The organism is Catellatospora sp. TT07R-123, assembly GCF_018327705.1.
Lineage (GTDB): Bacteria > Actinomycetota > Actinomycetes > Mycobacteriales > Micromonosporaceae > Catellatospora.
Genome location: NZ_BNEM01000001.1, coordinates 3612769 through 3627987, shown reverse-complemented (window position 1 = coordinate 3627987; position 15219 = coordinate 3612769). Strand labels below are relative to the sequence as shown.

Here is a 15219-nt window from a genome sequence, read left to right as displayed (position 1 = left end):
TGTATCCCCGCCGGTCAGTTTCACGGCGGCCGACGCCCACGTGATCCTTCCCTCGGCGTGTCGCGGCGCATCCACGGCGCACTCGCCCGGCGGGACGCTAACGTCACACGCCGTGAGGTCTCCACGGCGTTGCTCTCGTAACGGCTGCCCCCGGCAGGCGGTCGCAACGCTGACCTATGTCTACGCCGAGTCGACCGCGGTGGTCGGGCCGCTCGCGGCGCACCAGGAGCCGCACACGTACGACCTGTGCGAGCCGCACGCGCTGAGCCTGACCGCGCCCCGGGGCTGGGAGCTGGTCCGCTACGACGGCGAGTTCGAGCCGCCGCCGCCGACCACCGACGACCTGGTCGCGCTGGCCGAGGCCGTACGCGAGGCGGCCCGACCGCACCCGCGCGCCCCCGAGCCGCCGGAGCCGGCGCCGACCCACACGCCCGGCCGCCGCGGCCACCTGCGGGTCATCCCCCCGGCCTGAGGCGGGACAGGGCGTCGAGGGCGACGACACCGCGCAGGGCGGTGTTGATGCCGAGCCAGCGCAGCGGTTCGGGCTCCCAGCTCGGCGAGCGGTGATTGACCCAGGGCAGGCCGGTCCGCTCGGTCTCGTGGCCGGTGATCAGGTCGGCCAGGGTCCGCCCGGCCAGGTTGGTGGCGGCCACACCGTCGCCGACGTACCCGCCGGCCCAGGCCAGGCCGGTGGCGCGGTCCAGGCCCACGGACGGGTGCCAGTCGCGGGCGATGCCGAGCGGCCCGCCCCAGGAGTGGGTGAACCCGGCGCCGTCCAGGGCCGGGAACAGCTCACGCAGCGTACGACGCAGCGCCTCGTGCACCCGGGGCACGCTGTCGTACGACGGCCGCACCGCCGATCCGAAGTGGTACGGCGCCCCGCGCCCGCCGAACGCCAGCCGCCCGTCGGCGGTCCGCTGCCCGTAGACGACCAGCCGCCGCAGGTCGGTGAAGGTCTCCCGTTCGGCGAGCCCCGCCCGCTCCCAGAACTGCTCCGGCAGCGGCTCGGTGGCCACCATCAGCGAGTACACCGGCACGACGGCGCGGCGGGCCCCGGGCAACCCCGGGGTGTAGCCCTCGGTGGCCCGGACCACGACCGGCGCCCGGACCTCGCCGTACGCGGTGCGGACCCGTCCCGGCGCCAGCTGCAGGGCCGGGGTCTTCTCGAAGATCGGCACGCCCGCCCGCTCGACCGTGCGGGCCAGCCCGCGCGCCAGCTTGAGCGGGTGCAGCGCCGCGCAGTGCGGGTTCCACGTCGCGCCGTGCACGTCGGTGGCCCCGCACCGGGCCCGCGCCTCGGCCGCCCCCAGCAGTTCCAGCTCGAACCCGTACGCCGCCGCCTGCGCCGCCTCGGCCCGCGCGTGCTGCCACTGCCGGGACGAGCGGGCCAGGCCCAGCGAGCCGCCCTTCGCGAAGTCGCAGTCGACGCCCTCGGCGGCGGCGACCCGGCCCACCTCGTCGACGGTGTCGTTCATCGCCTGCTGGAACGCGATCGCGGCACCCCGGCCGTGCCGCTGCTCCAGCTTCGGCAGCGAGACCGGCAGCAGCCCGGAGCACCAGCCGCCGTTGCGCCCGGAGGCTCCGAACCCGGCCTGCTCGGCCTCGACGACCGCCACGCGCAGCCCCGGGTCCGCCCGGCGCAGGTAGTACGCCGTCCACAGGCCGGTGTAGCCCGCGCCGACGATCGCCACGTCGACGTCGAGGTCGCCGGACAACCGCGGGCGGGGCGAGGCCGCTCCGCCCGCGGTGTCACGCCACAGCGATACCGTCACAGCAGCTTCGAGGCCCGGGTCAGCACGTCGCGCAGGATCTGCTCGATCTCGTCGAACTCGGTCTGGGTGCAGATCAGCGCGGGCGACAGCTGGATGACCGGGTCGCCGCGGTCGTCGGCGCGGCAGTACAGGCCCGCGTCGAACAGGGCGGTGGACAGGAAGCCGCGGATCAGCTTCTCCGACTCCTCGGCGTTGAACGTCTCCCGGGTCGCCTTGTCCTTGACCAGCTCGATGCCGTAGAAGTAGCCCTCGCCGCGCACGTCGCCGACGATCGGCAGGTCGTACAGCTTCTCCAGGGTGGCCCGGAAGGCGGGCGCGTTGGTGCGTACGTGCCCGACCAGGTCCTCCCGCTCGAACAGGTCGAGGTTGGCCAGGGCGACCGCGCAGCCGACCGGGTGGCCGCCGAAGGTGATGCCGTGGGCGAACATCTGCCCGTCGGCCAGGAACGGCTCGATCAGCCGGTCGCTGGCGATCATCGCGCCGAGCGGGGAGTATCCCGAGGTCAGCGCCTTGGCAGTGGTGATGATGTCGGGCTGGTAGCCGTAGTACTGCGCCCCGAAGTACTCGCCGAGGCGGCCCCAGGAGCAGATGACCTCGTCGGAGACCAGCAGCACGCCGTACCGGTCGCAGATCTCGCGGACCCGCTGGAAGTAGCCGGGCGGGGCGGGGAAGCAGCCGCCCGCGTTCTGCACCGGCTCCAGGAACACCGCGGCGACGGTCTCCGGCCCCTCGCGTTCGATGGCGCGGGCGATCTCGTCGGCGGCCCATACGCCGAAGGCCTCGTAGTCGTCGGCGTGCACCGGGGCCCGGTAGAAGTTGGTGTTGGGCACCTTGATGCCGCCGGGCACCAGCGGTTCGAACTCGGCCCGGAACGCGGGCACGCCGGTGATGGACAGCGCCCCCATCGAGGTGCCGTGGTAGGCCAGGTAGCGGCTCACCACCTTGTGCCGCATCGGCTGGCCGATCTTCTTGAAGTACGAGCGGGCGAGCTTCCACGCGCTCTCCACCGCGTCGGAACCGCCGGTGGTGAAGAAGACCCGGTTGAGATCGCCGGGGGTCAGCGCGGCGATCCGGTCGGCCAGCTCGATGGCCTTGGGATGGGCGTACGACCACAGCGGGAAGAAGGCCAGCTCATGTGCCTGCTTGGCAGCCGCGTCGGCGAGCTCGGCCCGCCCGTGCCCGGCGTTGACGGTGAACAGCCCGGCCAGGCCGTCGAGGTAGCGCTTGCCGTTGCTGTCCCACACATAGGCGCCCTCACCTCGCACGATCGTGGGGACGGCGCCGGTGCGGTAGGCGCCCATCCGGGTGAAGTGCATCCAGAGGTGGTCGGTTTCCTTGCCCATCGTGAGGCTCCACTCAGAGGTACGTAGCCGTGTTGCCTACGGTTATCGCACAGGTATTCGCGAGAAGACAACCCTTCCAGTGCCATTCTCGCTCGCTCGCCACGGATTTCGTAGTGATCCCCGGGTTCGGCCTCCCCGGTCGCACCGTTGCGCCGCAGAAGGGCGATTTGTGAGCTCGGGCACGACCTCGCGCGTGAGCGGGCATGATTTGGGCAGAATTGTCGGTCGCCCGTTGTTGTCCTGGGGAACGTCGTCCCCTCACCAGCAGAGGTACCTCGATTGCGCGCTCCGGCCACCCTCTCCTCGCCCGCCCGTGCCCTGCTCCGGGCTGTCGGCCGCCCCGTCACCCGGCGGCGGCTGCTGCAGGGCGCGCTGGCCGGCGGCGCGGTCGCCGCGGGCGCCGCCACGCTGGGCGGATGCGGGCTGGAGGGCACCGGGGTGGCGCGGGCCAACTGCACCGCCGTCGACCGTTCCGCGACCGAGCGCAGGCTCGCCTTCTCCAACTGGGTGCAGTACATCGACGTCGACGAGCGCGACCCGAACCGGCGCCCGACGCTGGCCGCGTTCACCGCCAAGACCGGCATCAAGGTCGACTACACCGAGGACATCAACGACAACAACGAGTTCTTCGGGCGCATCCGGGCCCAGCTCGCCGCCTGCCAGGACATCCAGCGCGACCTCGTGGTGTTCACCGACTGGATGGCGGCCAAGTTCATCCGCAACGGCTTCGCCGAGTCCATCGCGCCCGCCCGGATGCCCGCGGTGCACCGCAACGTGCTGCCGTCGCTGAAGCTGCGCTCGTACGACCGGGAGTTCGCGTACTCGGTCCCGTGGCAGTCGGGCCTGACCGGCATCGCGGTCAACACGCGGGTGACCGCCGAGGTGCACACCGTCGACGAGCTGCTCACCCGGCCCGACCTGGCCGGGCGGGTGACCGTGCCGATGGAGATGTCCGACACGATGGGCCTGCTCATCGCCTCGCTGGGCAAGGACCCGGCGGACTTCACCCCCGAGGACTTCGACGCCGCGCTGGACAAGCTCAACCGGGCGGTGCAGGCGGGCCACATCCGCCGCTTCAGCGGCAACGAGTACGTCCAGGACCTGGCCAAGGGCGACGTGGCCGCGGCCATCGCCTGGTCCGGGGACGCGCTCCAGCTCAACACGAACGACCCGAAGATCAAGTTCATCGGCCCGGACGAGGGTCTGATGATCTGGTCGGACTGCGCGCTGATCCCGTCGACCGCCGCGCACGCGGCCAACGCGGCGAAGCTGCTGGACTACTACTACGACCCGGCGGTGGCGGCGGAACTGGCGGCGTGGGTCAACTACGTGTGCCCGGTGGTCGGGGCGCAGGAGGAGATGGCCAAGATCGACCCCGAGCTGGCCGAGAACGAGCTGATCTTCCCGGGGCCGTCGCTGCTGGGGCGGGTGCACGCGTTCAAGGCGCTGAGCGACAGCGAGGAGCGCGCGTACCAGGCCAAGTTCTCGGCGGTCATGGGCACCTGACCCGCCCGCCGCTCGTGCCGCACCCCGTTTTTCATAGACGTTGGCCTATTACGTCGACTGAAACAAGATCGAACTCGATGTAATAGGCCAACGTCTATGAAAAGTGCGAGTGGGGCGCGGCTGGCGAGGGGGCCGCGAACGCGGTCGCGGTCAGGCGGTGCCCCAGGAGTACGTCTGCTTGCGCAGCTTCAGGTACACGAACACCTCCGCGCCGATCACCCCGTCCACCGCCCGCACCTCCTGCAGGATCTCCAGCAGGTGGTCGTCGTTGCGGCAGACCGCCTCCAGCAGCAGGTCGAACGAACCCGCGGTGATCACCACGTAGTCGACCTCCTCGATCGACGCGATCCGGTCGGAGATCCCGTCGAGGTCACCGGTCGTCTTGACGCCGATCATGGCCTGGCGGCCGAGGCCGAGCTGGAGCGGATCGGTGACGGCGACGATCTGCATGACGCCCGAGTCGATGAGCCGCTGCACCCGCTGTCTTACCGCCGCCTCGCTCAGGCCGACCGCCCGGCCGATGGTCGCGTACGGGCGTCGGCCGTCCTCCTGCAACTGCTCGATGATCTGTTTTGCCGTCTCGTCGAGCAGTGCGTGGTTGGCGTGGTTGAGCTGCGGGTGGCGGCGGACGGTTCCGCGGGGCACCGTTGAGTCAGCGGGCGTCGGCAATGCCGGCCTCCTGAGGGACGTGAGCGATGAGGGTCGCAGGGCGGGGTGGGCCGGGGCGCGGTGGCCCCGGTGGTCGAATCGTAACGCCGTTCCGGCCACGATTCCGGTACCCGCTACGTCCCCCTGTAACGAAAACGTCATCTGTTGGCGACCTTGGCCGTTGGAATTCGTGGACCCAGCTCAAGAACGCCACGGAATCCCTTGTCATGTGGTCCACGTCATGTAACTATGGCCGCGCCACGGCTTGTTAACCAACTGACAGTGGGGGACGGGATGACCGGTTTTTCGCCCAATCTGATCGGCGGAACAGGCGCCGACGGCACCTCGGGTGAGCGGTTCTCCGTGATCAACCCGGCGGACGGGACGGCGGTGGCCGAGTTCGAGCTGGCCGGCGCGGCCGACGTCGACGCGGCGGTGGCCGCGGCGCGGGCCGCGTTCGGCGGCTGGTCGGGCGCGACGCCCGGCGCGCGCTCGGCGGCGCTGACCAGGCTGGCGGGCGTCCTCAGCGAGCGGGCGGCGGACTTCGTGGCGGCTGAGGTGGCGCAGACCGGCAAGCCGGTGCGCCTGGCCGCCGAGTTCGACGTGCCCGGCACCATCGACAACACGGCCTTCTTCGCCGGGGCGGCGCGCAACCTGGAGGGCAAGGCGGCGGGGGAGTACTCCGGCGACCACACCAGCATGGTGCGCCGGGAGGCGATCGGCGTGGTCGGCTCGATCTCGCCGTGGAACTACCCGCTCCAGATGGCGGCCTGGAAGATCCTGCCCGCGATCGCGGCGGGCAACACCATCGTGCTCAAGCCCGCCGAGCTGACCCCGCTGACCAGCGTCATGTTCGCCCAGGCGTGCCTTGACGCGGGCATCCCGCCGGGCGTGGTCAACGTGGTGACCGGTCGCGGGGCGACGGCCGGGGCGGCGCTGGTCGCCCACCCGGACGTGGACATGGTCAGCTTCACCGGCTCGACCGCGGTCGGGCGCCAGGTCGGCGCGACCGCCGCGGGCGCGGTGAAGCGGGTGCACCTGGAGCTGGGCGGCAAGGCCCCGTTCCTGGTCTTCGACGACGCCGACGTGGAGGCCGCCGCGCAGGGCGCGGTCGCCGGTTCGCTGATCAACAGCGGCCAGGACTGCACCGCGGCGACCCGGGCCTACGTGCAGCGCCCGCTCTACGACCGGTTCGTCGCCCGGGTGGCCGAGCTGTTCGAGGGGGTGCGGGCCGGCGACCCGCTCGACCCCGCGACCGACATCGGCCCGCTGATCTCGATCGCCCAGCGCGACCGGGTGGCGGGGTTCGTCGACCGGGCCCGCGCGGCGGGTGCCAAGATCGTCGTCGGCGGCCGGGTGCCGGCCGACCTGGCCCACGGCGCCTACTACGCCCCGACCCTGGTGGTCGACGCGGCGCAGGACAGCGAGATCGTCCAGCAGGAGGTGTTCGGCCCGGTGCTGGTGGTGCTGCCCTTCGACACCGATGATGAGGGTATGGCGCTGGCCGACGACACACCGTACGGGCTGGCCGCGAGTGTGTGGACCCGCGACGTCTACCGGTCCCTGCGCGGTACCAGCGAACTGCGCGCAGGCTGCGTGTGGGTCAACGACCACATTCCGATCATCAGCGAGATGCCGCACGGGGGCTACCGGCGCTCGGGATTCGGAAAAGACATGTCCGCCTACTCGTTCGACGAGTACACACAGATCAAACACGTCATGTTCGACCGTACTGCGGTAGCCGCCAAGCCCTGGCACCGCACCGTCTTCAAGTAGTTGATAACAGCATCATCCGGTAGTCCCCTCTTACGTTAAGGAACGTTCGATGCCTCGTCGTATTCCTCTTTCCCCGCAGGCCCAGGCGGTGCTCGCGGCCATGCCGTCGCGGCGCAGCGTGCTGCGGGGCGTCCTGGCGGGCGGCGCGCTCGCGGCGACCGGCGGCGCGCTGGCCGCCTGCGGCACCACCGGCACCGGCAGCAACGGGCCGTCGGCCAAGGCATGCAGCGTGCCGGACGTGTCGGCGGCCGAGCGGACCGTGATCTTCTCGAACTGGCCCGCCTACATCGACGAGGACGAGAAGAACGCCGAGGTCCACCCGACGCTCAAGGCGTTCACCGCCAAGACGGGCATCGACGTCAAGTACACCGCGGACATCAACGACAACAACGAGTTCTACGGCAAGATCCGTACGCAGCTCGCGGCCTGCCAGACCATCGACCGCGACATCGTGGTGTTCACCGACTGGATGGCGGCCAAGTTCATCCGCAACGGCTTCGCCCAGAAGTTCAACCCGGACAAGGTGGCCACGTTCCTGAAGAACCTGGCCCCGACCCTGAAGGGCCGCCAGTTCGACCCGAACATGGAGTACGCCGCCCCGTGGCAGTCCGGCCTGACCGGCATCGCGGTCAACACCGGGGTCACCAAGGAGGTGCACACGGTCGACGAGCTGCTGACCCGCCCGGACCTCAAGGGCAAGGTCACCGCGCTGACCGAGATGCGCGACACGATGGGCTTCATGCTGCTGTCGATGGGCAAGGACCCGGCCAAGTTCACCGCGGCCGAGTTCGACGCGGCGCTGGAGAAGCTGAAGGCCGCGGTGGCCTCGGGCCAGATCCGCAAGTTCACCGGCAACGACTACGTGCAGGACCTGGCCAAGGGCGACATCGCCGCTTGCATCGCCTGGTCCGGCGACGTCATCCAGCTCGGCTTCGACAACGCCAAGATCAAGCTGATGACGCCGGACGAGGGCCTGATGCTCTGGTCGGACAACATGCTCATCCCGACCACGGCCTCGCACGCGTCCAACGCCCAGGCGCTGATCGACTACTACTACGACCCGAAGGTCGCCGCCGAGCTCGCCGCGTACGTCAACTACGTGTGCCCCGTGGCCGGCGCCCAGGAGGCGATGCAGGCGATCGACCCCGACCTGGCCGCCAACCCGCTGATCTTCCCCAACGCCGAGATGCAGTCCAAGCTCCACCTCTTCATGCCGCTCACCGAGGCGGAGGAGAAGGAGTACGAGGGCAAGTTCCAGTCTGCGATCGGGGCGTAGCACCGTGACCGACCAGGATCTGTGTATCGAGGGCGTCACCAAGACGTTCGGCAGCTTCACCGCCGTCGACGACCTCACCCTGACCATCCCCGACGGTTCGTTCTTCGCGCTGCTCGGGGCGTCGGGATGCGGCAAGACCACCACGCTGCGGATGGTGGCGGGGCTGGAGGAGCCGACCGCCGGGCGGATCACGCTCGGCGGCCTCGACATCACCCGGATGCGGCCGTACAAGCGGCCGGTGAACACGGTGTTCCAGAGCTATGCGCTGTTCCCGCACATGTCCGTCGCCGACAACGTGGCGTTCGGGCTGCGGCGCAAGGGCGTGAGCAAGGCGGACGCCCGCGGCCGGGTGGCCGAGATGCTCGACCTGGTCCAGCTCGGCCAGTACGGCTCGCGCCGCCCGGCGCAGCTGTCCGGCGGGCAGCAGCAGCGGGTGGCGCTGGCCCGCGCGCTGGTCAACAACCCGGAGGTGCTGCTGCTGGACGAGCCGCTGGGCGCGCTCGACCTCAAGCTGCGCCGCCAGATGCAGATCGAGCTCAAGCGCATCCAGACCGAGGTCGGCATCACGTTCGTGCACGTCACCCACGACCAGGAGGAGGCCATGACCATGGCCGACACGGTCGCGGTGATGAACGAGGGCCGCGTCGAGCAGCTCGGTGCCCCCGCCGAGATGTACGAGTTCCCCGCCTCGGCCTTCGTGGCCAACTTCCTGGGCCAGTCCAACCTGATCCAGGCGCAGGTCACCGGCCAGGCCAACGGCAGCGTCACGGTGGACGCGCACGGCAACCGGCTGGCGGTGCCGACGGCCCGGTGCCGGGTCACCTCCGGCAACGCCCTGCTGGGCGTACGCCCGGAGAAGCTGCACCTGGTCGCCGACCAGAACGCGGTCCCACAGGGGCACGCCGCCATCGGCGGCGTCGTCACGGACGCGTCGTTCACCGGCGTCTCCACGCAGTACCTGGTCCGCGCCCCCTGGGGGACCGAGCTGACGGTGTTCGTGCCCAACTCGGGCCTGACCGCCCCGCAGCTGCCCGGGGCCGAGGTGCACGTGCACTGGGCCCCGGCGCACTCGTTCCTCGTGGGGAGCTGACATGGCCGCTCTGATCCCCGCCGGCGGCTCGGGCGCGGCGGTCGACGCCGCGCCCGCGGCGCCCGCGGCGGGCATGCGCGCGCACCGCTGGGTCCCCTACGCGCTGCTCGCCCCCGGCCTGCTCTGGCTGGTCGTCTTCTTCATCGTGCCGGTGTGGCAGCTGTTCGCGGCGAGCCTGTGGGACCCCAACGGCTCGATCGAGACCGGCTACGCGATGACCTGGTCGTGGAGCAACTACGCGGCCGCCTGGGACATGTTCCACGTGCAGTTCCTGCGCTCGCTGTGGTACGCGTTCATCACCACCGTGGTCTGCGTGCTGCTGGCCTACCCCCTGGCCTACGCGATCGCGATCAAGGGCGGGCGCTGGAAGAACCTGATGCTGGTCGGCGTGATCGCGCCGTTCTTCACCAGCTACCTGGTCCGGACGTACTCGTGGAAGGCGATCCTGGCCGACACCGGCCCGGTGGTCGAGTTCCTGAAGTGGATCCACGTGCTCGGCCCGGACGGCCGCCTGCTGGCCACCGAGTTCGCCGTGATCGCGGGCCTGGTCTACAACTTCCTGCCGTTCATGGTGCTGCCGCTCTACGCCAGCCTGGAGAAGCTGGACGTGCGCCTGCTGGAGGCCGCCCGCGACCTCTACCACGGGCCGGTGCGCAGCTTCCTCCGCGTCACGCTGCCGCTGTCCATGCCGGGCGTGGTGGCGGGCACCCTGCTCTGCTTCATCCCGGCGACCGGCGACTACGTCAACGCGCAGCTGCTGGGCGGGCCGAACACCCAGATGATCGGCAGCGTCATCCAGTCGCGGTTCCTGGTGGTCAACGACTACCCGATCGCGTCGGCGCTGTCCGTCATGCTCATGGTGACGATCCTGGTGCTGGTGACGGTCTACGTCAGCACCGCCGGCACGGAGGAGGTGGTCTGATGCGCTCCCTCTGGCGCTGGTTCGCCGAGAAATGGGTGTTCCTGCTGGGGCTGCTGCTGCTCGGGTACCTGTTCGTCCCGATCGCGGTGGTGCTGCTGCTGTCGTTCAACCAGCCGGGCAGCCGCAACACCACGTACGTGCTGGACTTCAACGACCTGCACTTCACCATGGACAACTGGACGAACATGTGCGGCGCTGCGGGGCTGTGCGACTCGCTCCAGCGCAGCATCATCATCGGCTTCAGCGCGACGGTGATCTCGACCATTCTGGGCACTCTGATCTCGTTCGCCCTGGTCCGCTACCGGTTCATCGGCCGGGGTGCCACCAACACCCTGATCTTCCTGCCGATGGCCACGCCGGAAATCGTCATGGGCACTTCGTTGTTGACACTGTTCATCGGGGCAAAGTTGCCGCTGGGCTTCTTGACGATCCTGATCGCGCATGTCATGTTCTGCATATCGTTCGTGGTGGTCACCGTGAAGGCGCGGCTGGCCGGGCTCGACCCAAGGCTCCAGGAGGCGGCGATGGACCTCTACGCGACGCCGTGGCAGGCGTTCCGTCTGGTCATCCTGCCCCTGGTCATGCCCGGGATCGTGGCGGCGTCGCTGCTGGCGTTCTCGCTCAGCTTCGACGACTTCATCATCACGAACTTCGTGACCGGCACCAGCGGCTACGACACGTTCCCCATGTTCATCTGGGGCTCGAACCTGCGCGGCATCCCGCCGCAGGTCAACGCCGTGGCCAGTGCCATGTTCCTGATCTCGTTCGCGTTCGTCATCGCCGGCCAGCTGCGCACCCGTCGCCGCTCGGCCCGCCGCGCCGCGACCAGCTGATCTTCTGAACGGCCGCCGAATCGGCACGCGTCAAGCGTGATCCGGCTCGGCGGCCGTTTGGTATTCCCGGACAAAACGTTTATCCGGGGAAAATTCAGGAAATGAGGCGGCACAGTACCCAATCGGGTACGCCCGCCGAGGTAGTAGAAGGAGGAGATCGGCTCATGCGGGCCAAAGGATCAAAACTGTGGGCGTCGGCGCTAGCAGATGCGTCGCCGACGCCGTACTGGACGGACCGGCCGGAGCGGCCGGCACCCGTACCCCCGCTGACCAGCGCGACCACCGCGCAGCTGGCCGTGATCGGGGGTGGCTACAGCGGCCTGTGGACGGCGCTGGCGGCCAAGGAGCGCGACCCGTCAGCCGACGTGGTGCTCCTGGAGTCGGGGGTGTGCGGCCACGCCGCCTCCGGTAGAAACGGTGGATTCTGCTCCGCGAGCCTGACCCATGGGCTCGCCAACGGGGTGGACCGGTTCCCGGGCGAGATCACCGAGCTGGAACGGCTCGGCCGGGAGAACCTCGACCAGATCGAGGACACGCTGGTGCGGTACGGCATCGACTGCGACTTCGAGCGCACCGGTGAGCTGGAGGTGGCCACCTCCGCGTACCAGCTGGACTGGCTGCACGAGTCGGCGGAGCTGACCCGGTCCATGGGTTACCACGCCGAGGTGTTCGACGCCGGCCAGGTGCGGGCGCAGGTCGACTCGCCCACCTACCTGGGCGGCTGGTGGGACCGCGACCGGGTCGCCATGCTCGACCCGGCGAAGCTGGCCTGGGGCCTGCGGCAGGCGTGCCTGTCGCTCGGGGTGCGCATCTACGAGGGCACTCCGGTGCTCGGCGTGGCCACCCAGCGCGACGGACTGGTCCTGCGCACCCCGCACGGCGAGGTGCGGGCGAGCCGGGTCGCGCTGGCGACCAACGCCTTCGGCCCGCTGGTGCGCAAGCTCAAGCGCTACCTGATCCCGGTGTACGACTACGCCCTGATGACCGAGCCGCTGAGCGACGCCCAGCTGGCCGCGGTCGGCTGGCAGAACCGGCAGGGCCTGGGCGACTCGGCCAACCAGTTCCACTACTACCGGCTCACCGCCGACAACCGGATCCTGTTCGGCGGATACGACGCGATCTACCACTTCGGCAACCGGATCGCACCGACGCTGGAACAGCGGGAGGCCACCTTCGAGCGGCTGGCAGAGCACTTCTTCACCACGTTCCCGCAGTTGGAGGGCTTGCGCTTCTCCCACAGCTGGGGCGGGGTGATCGACACCTGCACCCGGTTCTGCGCGTTCTTCGGCACGGCCTTCGACGGCCGGCTGGCGTACGCGGCCGGGTACACCGGACTCGGCGTGGGCGCGACCCGCTTCGGGGCCCAGGTGATGCTCGACCAGCTGCACGGTCTCGACACCGAACGCACGAGGCTCGACTTCGTCCGCAGCAAGCCCTGGCCGCTGCCGCCGGAGCCGCTGCGCTCGCTCGGCATCCAGCTCACCCGCTGGTCGCTGGCGCGCGCCGACGAGCACCAGGGGCGCCGCAACCTGTGGCTGCGCACCCTGGACCACGCCGGCCTCGGCTTCGACTCCTGACCCGGGCACCCCACCGGTCTCCCCAGCCCCTCGCGTCGCACGCGGGCGGGCAGGGGCGACACACCTGAAAAAGACACATCAGTCATACGCGGTCAGAAAGCCGCGTTGTTGAAGGGACTGTTATGCGTATCCTGCTGGTCGGCGCCGGAGGCGTCGGCAGTGCAGCAGCCTCAATCGCCGCACGCCGTGATTTCTTCCAGCTCATGGTGGTGGCGGACTACTCCCTGGAGCGGGCCCAGAAGGCCGTCTCCGGGCACGACGACCGCTTCGTCGCGGCCCGCCTGGACGCCTCGAACGCCGAGGACGTCGCGGCGCTGTGCCGCGCGCACGGGATCACCCACGTGCTGAACGCGGTCGACCCCCGCTTCGTCATGCCGATCTTCGACGGGGCGTATGCCGCAGGCGCCGACTACCTCGACATGGCCATGTCGCTGTCGCGCCCGCACCCCACTGATCCCTACACCCGGACCGGGGTGGTGCTCGGCGAGGAGCAGTTCGCCAAGGCCGTCGACTGGGCCGCCAAGGAGCGGCTGGCCCTGGTCGGCATCGGCGTCGAGCCGGGCCTGTCCGACATCTTCGCCCGCTACGCCGCCGACCACCTGTTCGCCGAGATCGACGAGATCGGGGTGCGGGACGGGTCCAACATCACCGTGGACGGGTTCGACTTCGCCCCGTCGTTCTCGATCTGGACCACCATCGAGGAGTGCCTCAACCCGCCGATCATCTGGGAGCGCGAGCGCGGCTGGTTCACCACCGCCCCGTTCAGCGAGCCCGAGGTGTTCGACTTCCCCGAAGGCATCGGCCCGGTCGAGTGCGTCAACGTGGAGCACGAGGAGGTCCTGCTCATCCCGCGCTGGGTCGACGCCCGGCGGGTCACCTTCAAGTACGGCCTGGGCAGCGAGTTCATCGAGATCCTGAAGACGGTGCACAAGCTGGGCCTGGACTCCACCCGCCCGATCCCGATCGGCGGCGGCAAGTCGCCGGTCATGGTGTCGCCGCGCGACGTGCTCGCCGCGCAGCTGCCCGACCCGGCCACGCTGGGCTCGCGCATGCGCGGCAAGACCTGCGCCGGCACCTGGGTGCGCGGGCGCGCACTGGACGGCAAGACCAGGGAGGTCTACCTCTACCACGTCGTCGACAACGAGTGGTCCATGCGCGAGTACGGCCACCAGGCCGTGGTGTGGCAGACGGCCGTCAACCCGGTCGTCGCGCTGGAACTGCTCAGCGAGCGGGTGTGGCAGGGCGTCGGGGTGCTCGGCCCCGAGGCGCTGGACCCGGTGCCGTTCCTGAACAAGCTCACCGAGTACGGCTCCCCCTGGGGCGTACGTGAGCAGCAGCCGTTCCGCCCCACCAACCAGCTCCGCCAGCAGGTAGCCGCCTGACCTGCGGCATTGCGGGGCGCGCTCCCTCGGGGATATCTTCATGACAGGGTGGGATATACCCGAGGGGGCGCCGCCCCTCGCGGACAGGCTGGGGGACGGTATGGCCAAGACGCTCATCGACATCGACGAGGACGCGCTCGCCCTCGCGATGGCCGAGTTCGGCACCTCCACCAAGGTCGAGACGGTGAACCGGGCGCTGCGCGAGATCGCCCAACGGCGTCGCGAGCGGGTCGACCAGTTCATGCGGATCGCCCTGCTGACGGCGGACCGCCTCGCGGAGACCGACGTCGACCGGGAAGCCTGGCAGTGATCTACCTCGTCGACAAGTCGGCGTGGGAGCAGTTGCGCTACAGCGACGCGGCACGGCAGTCGATGATCACCAGGTTCCTCGACGGCTCGATCGCGACCTGCCCCGTCATCGCGGCCGAGATGTGCTTCTCCGCCCGCAACCACGCCGAGCTGACCGCCATGCGCACGGAGTACGAGACCGTGCTGTGGCTGGAGACCAGCGACGCCGCACAGCGCCGGATGCTCGACGTCATGCAGCTGCTGGCCCTGCGCGGCCACCACCGCAGCGTGGGCATTCCGGACCTGCTCGTCGCCGCCACGGCCGAGGCGCACGGGGCCACGATCCTGCACTACGACAGCGATTTCGAGCGAATCGCCGACGTCACCGGCCAGGCGCACGAGTGGATCGTCCCGCGTGGCAGCGGGCACGCCGACACCAGACGCGCTTGATCACGTAAGCTTGCCCAGCCGCGTGCCAGGTGCGTCGGTGACGGCTACTCCATGGAGGCTGGGGCTTATGTCCCACGCCGGTGAAGTGACTCGCCCGGAAACGGGACGCCGTCGCCCCTTGATCTCTGGCGCGCGGCATTCGTTATTCCGTTGCCCGCTGAGGCGGAAGCGCCATAGATTGGCTCTCGTCTCCCGGTGCGCAGGCAGCGGATACTTCCGGATCTGTGGGTCGCGGGTTCGAGTCCCGTGCGGGCCTTCGGGGCCCGGTAGCTCAGTTGGCAGAGCAATAGAATTGTGCCGCCGCCGACTCTGACCTCGGGAGACACCCATGCGGCCCGTCCGGTGCGCAGGTTACG

The 15219-nt window shown here is 69.9% G+C and carries 14 protein-coding genes; 11 read left to right on the top strand and 3 right to left on the bottom strand.

The genetic code is table 11. The features are described 5' to 3' along the window. Window positions 1-112: 112 nt before the first annotated feature. Window positions 113-472 carry a DUF3499 domain-containing protein gene (locus Cs7R123_RS15515; RefSeq protein WP_212827216.1) on the top strand — a complete coding sequence of 120 codons (360 nt, stop codon included), beginning with the start codon at window positions 113-115 and terminating at the stop codon, window positions 470-472. Here the strand turns inward: Cs7R123_RS15515 and Cs7R123_RS15510 are convergent. Together Cs7R123_RS15510 and Cs7R123_RS15505 are read right to left on the bottom strand one after the other, a co-directional pair. After that, window positions 456-1772 carry an FAD-binding oxidoreductase gene (locus tag Cs7R123_RS15510; RefSeq protein WP_212827214.1) on the bottom strand — a complete coding sequence of 439 codons (1317 nt, stop codon included), beginning with the start codon at window positions 1770-1772 and terminating at the stop codon, window positions 456-458. The two genes, Cs7R123_RS15515 and Cs7R123_RS15510, sit on opposite strands and share 17 nt — an antisense overlap. Continuing rightward, window positions 1769-3115, bottom strand: a complete 1347-nt coding sequence (locus Cs7R123_RS15505; protein ID WP_212827212.1) for an aspartate aminotransferase family protein — start codon at window positions 3113-3115, stop codon at window positions 1769-1771. The genes Cs7R123_RS15510 and Cs7R123_RS15505 overlap by 4 nt, the downstream gene beginning before the upstream one ends. A gap of 279 nt (window positions 3116-3394) precedes the next feature. Between Cs7R123_RS15505 and Cs7R123_RS15500 the strand changes: the two genes are divergently transcribed. Beyond that, window positions 3395-4621 carry a PotD/PotF family extracellular solute-binding protein gene (locus Cs7R123_RS15500; protein WP_244871846.1) on the top strand — a complete coding sequence of 409 codons (1227 nt, stop codon included), beginning with the start codon at window positions 3395-3397 and terminating at the stop codon, window positions 4619-4621. Window positions 4622-4771: 150 nt separating this feature from the next. Here the strand turns inward: Cs7R123_RS15500 and Cs7R123_RS15495 are convergent, their stop codons facing one another. Beyond that, window positions 4772-5266: an Lrp/AsnC family transcriptional regulator gene (locus Cs7R123_RS15495; protein ID WP_212827210.1), complete on the bottom strand. Its 495-nt coding sequence runs from the start codon at window positions 5264-5266 to the stop codon at window positions 4772-4774. Window positions 5267-5563: 297 nt separating this feature from the next. Between Cs7R123_RS15495 and Cs7R123_RS15490 the strand changes: the two genes are divergently transcribed. From Cs7R123_RS15490 to Cs7R123_RS15450, 9 genes are all read left to right on the top strand, one after another. Next, window positions 5564-7045 (top strand): gamma-aminobutyraldehyde dehydrogenase, encoded by a 1482-nt coding sequence (locus tag Cs7R123_RS15490; protein ID WP_212827208.1) that lies wholly within the window; start codon window positions 5564-5566, stop codon window positions 7043-7045. A gap of 49 nt (window positions 7046-7094) precedes the next feature. Next, complete coding sequence (locus tag Cs7R123_RS15485) at window positions 7095-8321, top strand: PotD/PotF family extracellular solute-binding protein (RefSeq protein WP_212827206.1); 1227 nt, start codon at window positions 7095-7097, stop codon at window positions 8319-8321. Between the two features lie 4 nt (window positions 8322-8325). Next, window positions 8326-9411, top strand: coding sequence for an ABC transporter ATP-binding protein (locus tag Cs7R123_RS15480; protein WP_212827204.1), 1086 nt, complete (start codon window positions 8326-8328; stop codon window positions 9409-9411). 1 nt (window position 9412) lies between these two features. After that, window positions 9413-10333, top strand: coding sequence for an ABC transporter permease (locus Cs7R123_RS15475; RefSeq protein ID WP_212827202.1), 921 nt, complete (start codon window positions 9413-9415; stop codon window positions 10331-10333). After that, window positions 10333-11166: an ABC transporter permease gene (locus tag Cs7R123_RS15470; RefSeq protein ID WP_212827200.1), complete on the top strand. Its 834-nt coding sequence runs from the start codon at window positions 10333-10335 to the stop codon at window positions 11164-11166. Before Cs7R123_RS15475 ends, Cs7R123_RS15470 begins: the two co-directional genes overlap by 1 nt. 164 nt (window positions 11167-11330) lie before the next feature. Further along, on the top strand, window positions 11331-12743 hold the full coding sequence (locus Cs7R123_RS15465; protein WP_212827198.1) for an FAD-binding oxidoreductase: 1413 nt from the start codon (window positions 11331-11333) through the stop codon (window positions 12741-12743). A 122-nt stretch (window positions 12744-12865) separates the two neighbouring features. After that, a complete protein-coding gene (locus tag Cs7R123_RS15460) occupies window positions 12866-14125 on the top strand; it encodes a saccharopine dehydrogenase family protein (RefSeq protein WP_212827196.1) in 1260 nt (419 codons plus the stop codon). Window positions 14126-14225: 100 nt separating this feature from the next. Next, window positions 14226-14435: a type II toxin-antitoxin system VapB family antitoxin gene (locus tag Cs7R123_RS15455; protein ID WP_212827194.1), complete on the top strand. Its 210-nt coding sequence runs from the start codon at window positions 14226-14228 to the stop codon at window positions 14433-14435. Continuing rightward, window positions 14432-14863 (top strand): PIN domain nuclease, encoded by a 432-nt coding sequence (locus Cs7R123_RS15450; protein ID WP_212827192.1) that lies wholly within the window; start codon window positions 14432-14434, stop codon window positions 14861-14863. The genes Cs7R123_RS15455 and Cs7R123_RS15450 overlap by 4 nt, the downstream gene beginning before the upstream one ends. Window positions 14864-15219 lie beyond the last annotated feature (356 nt).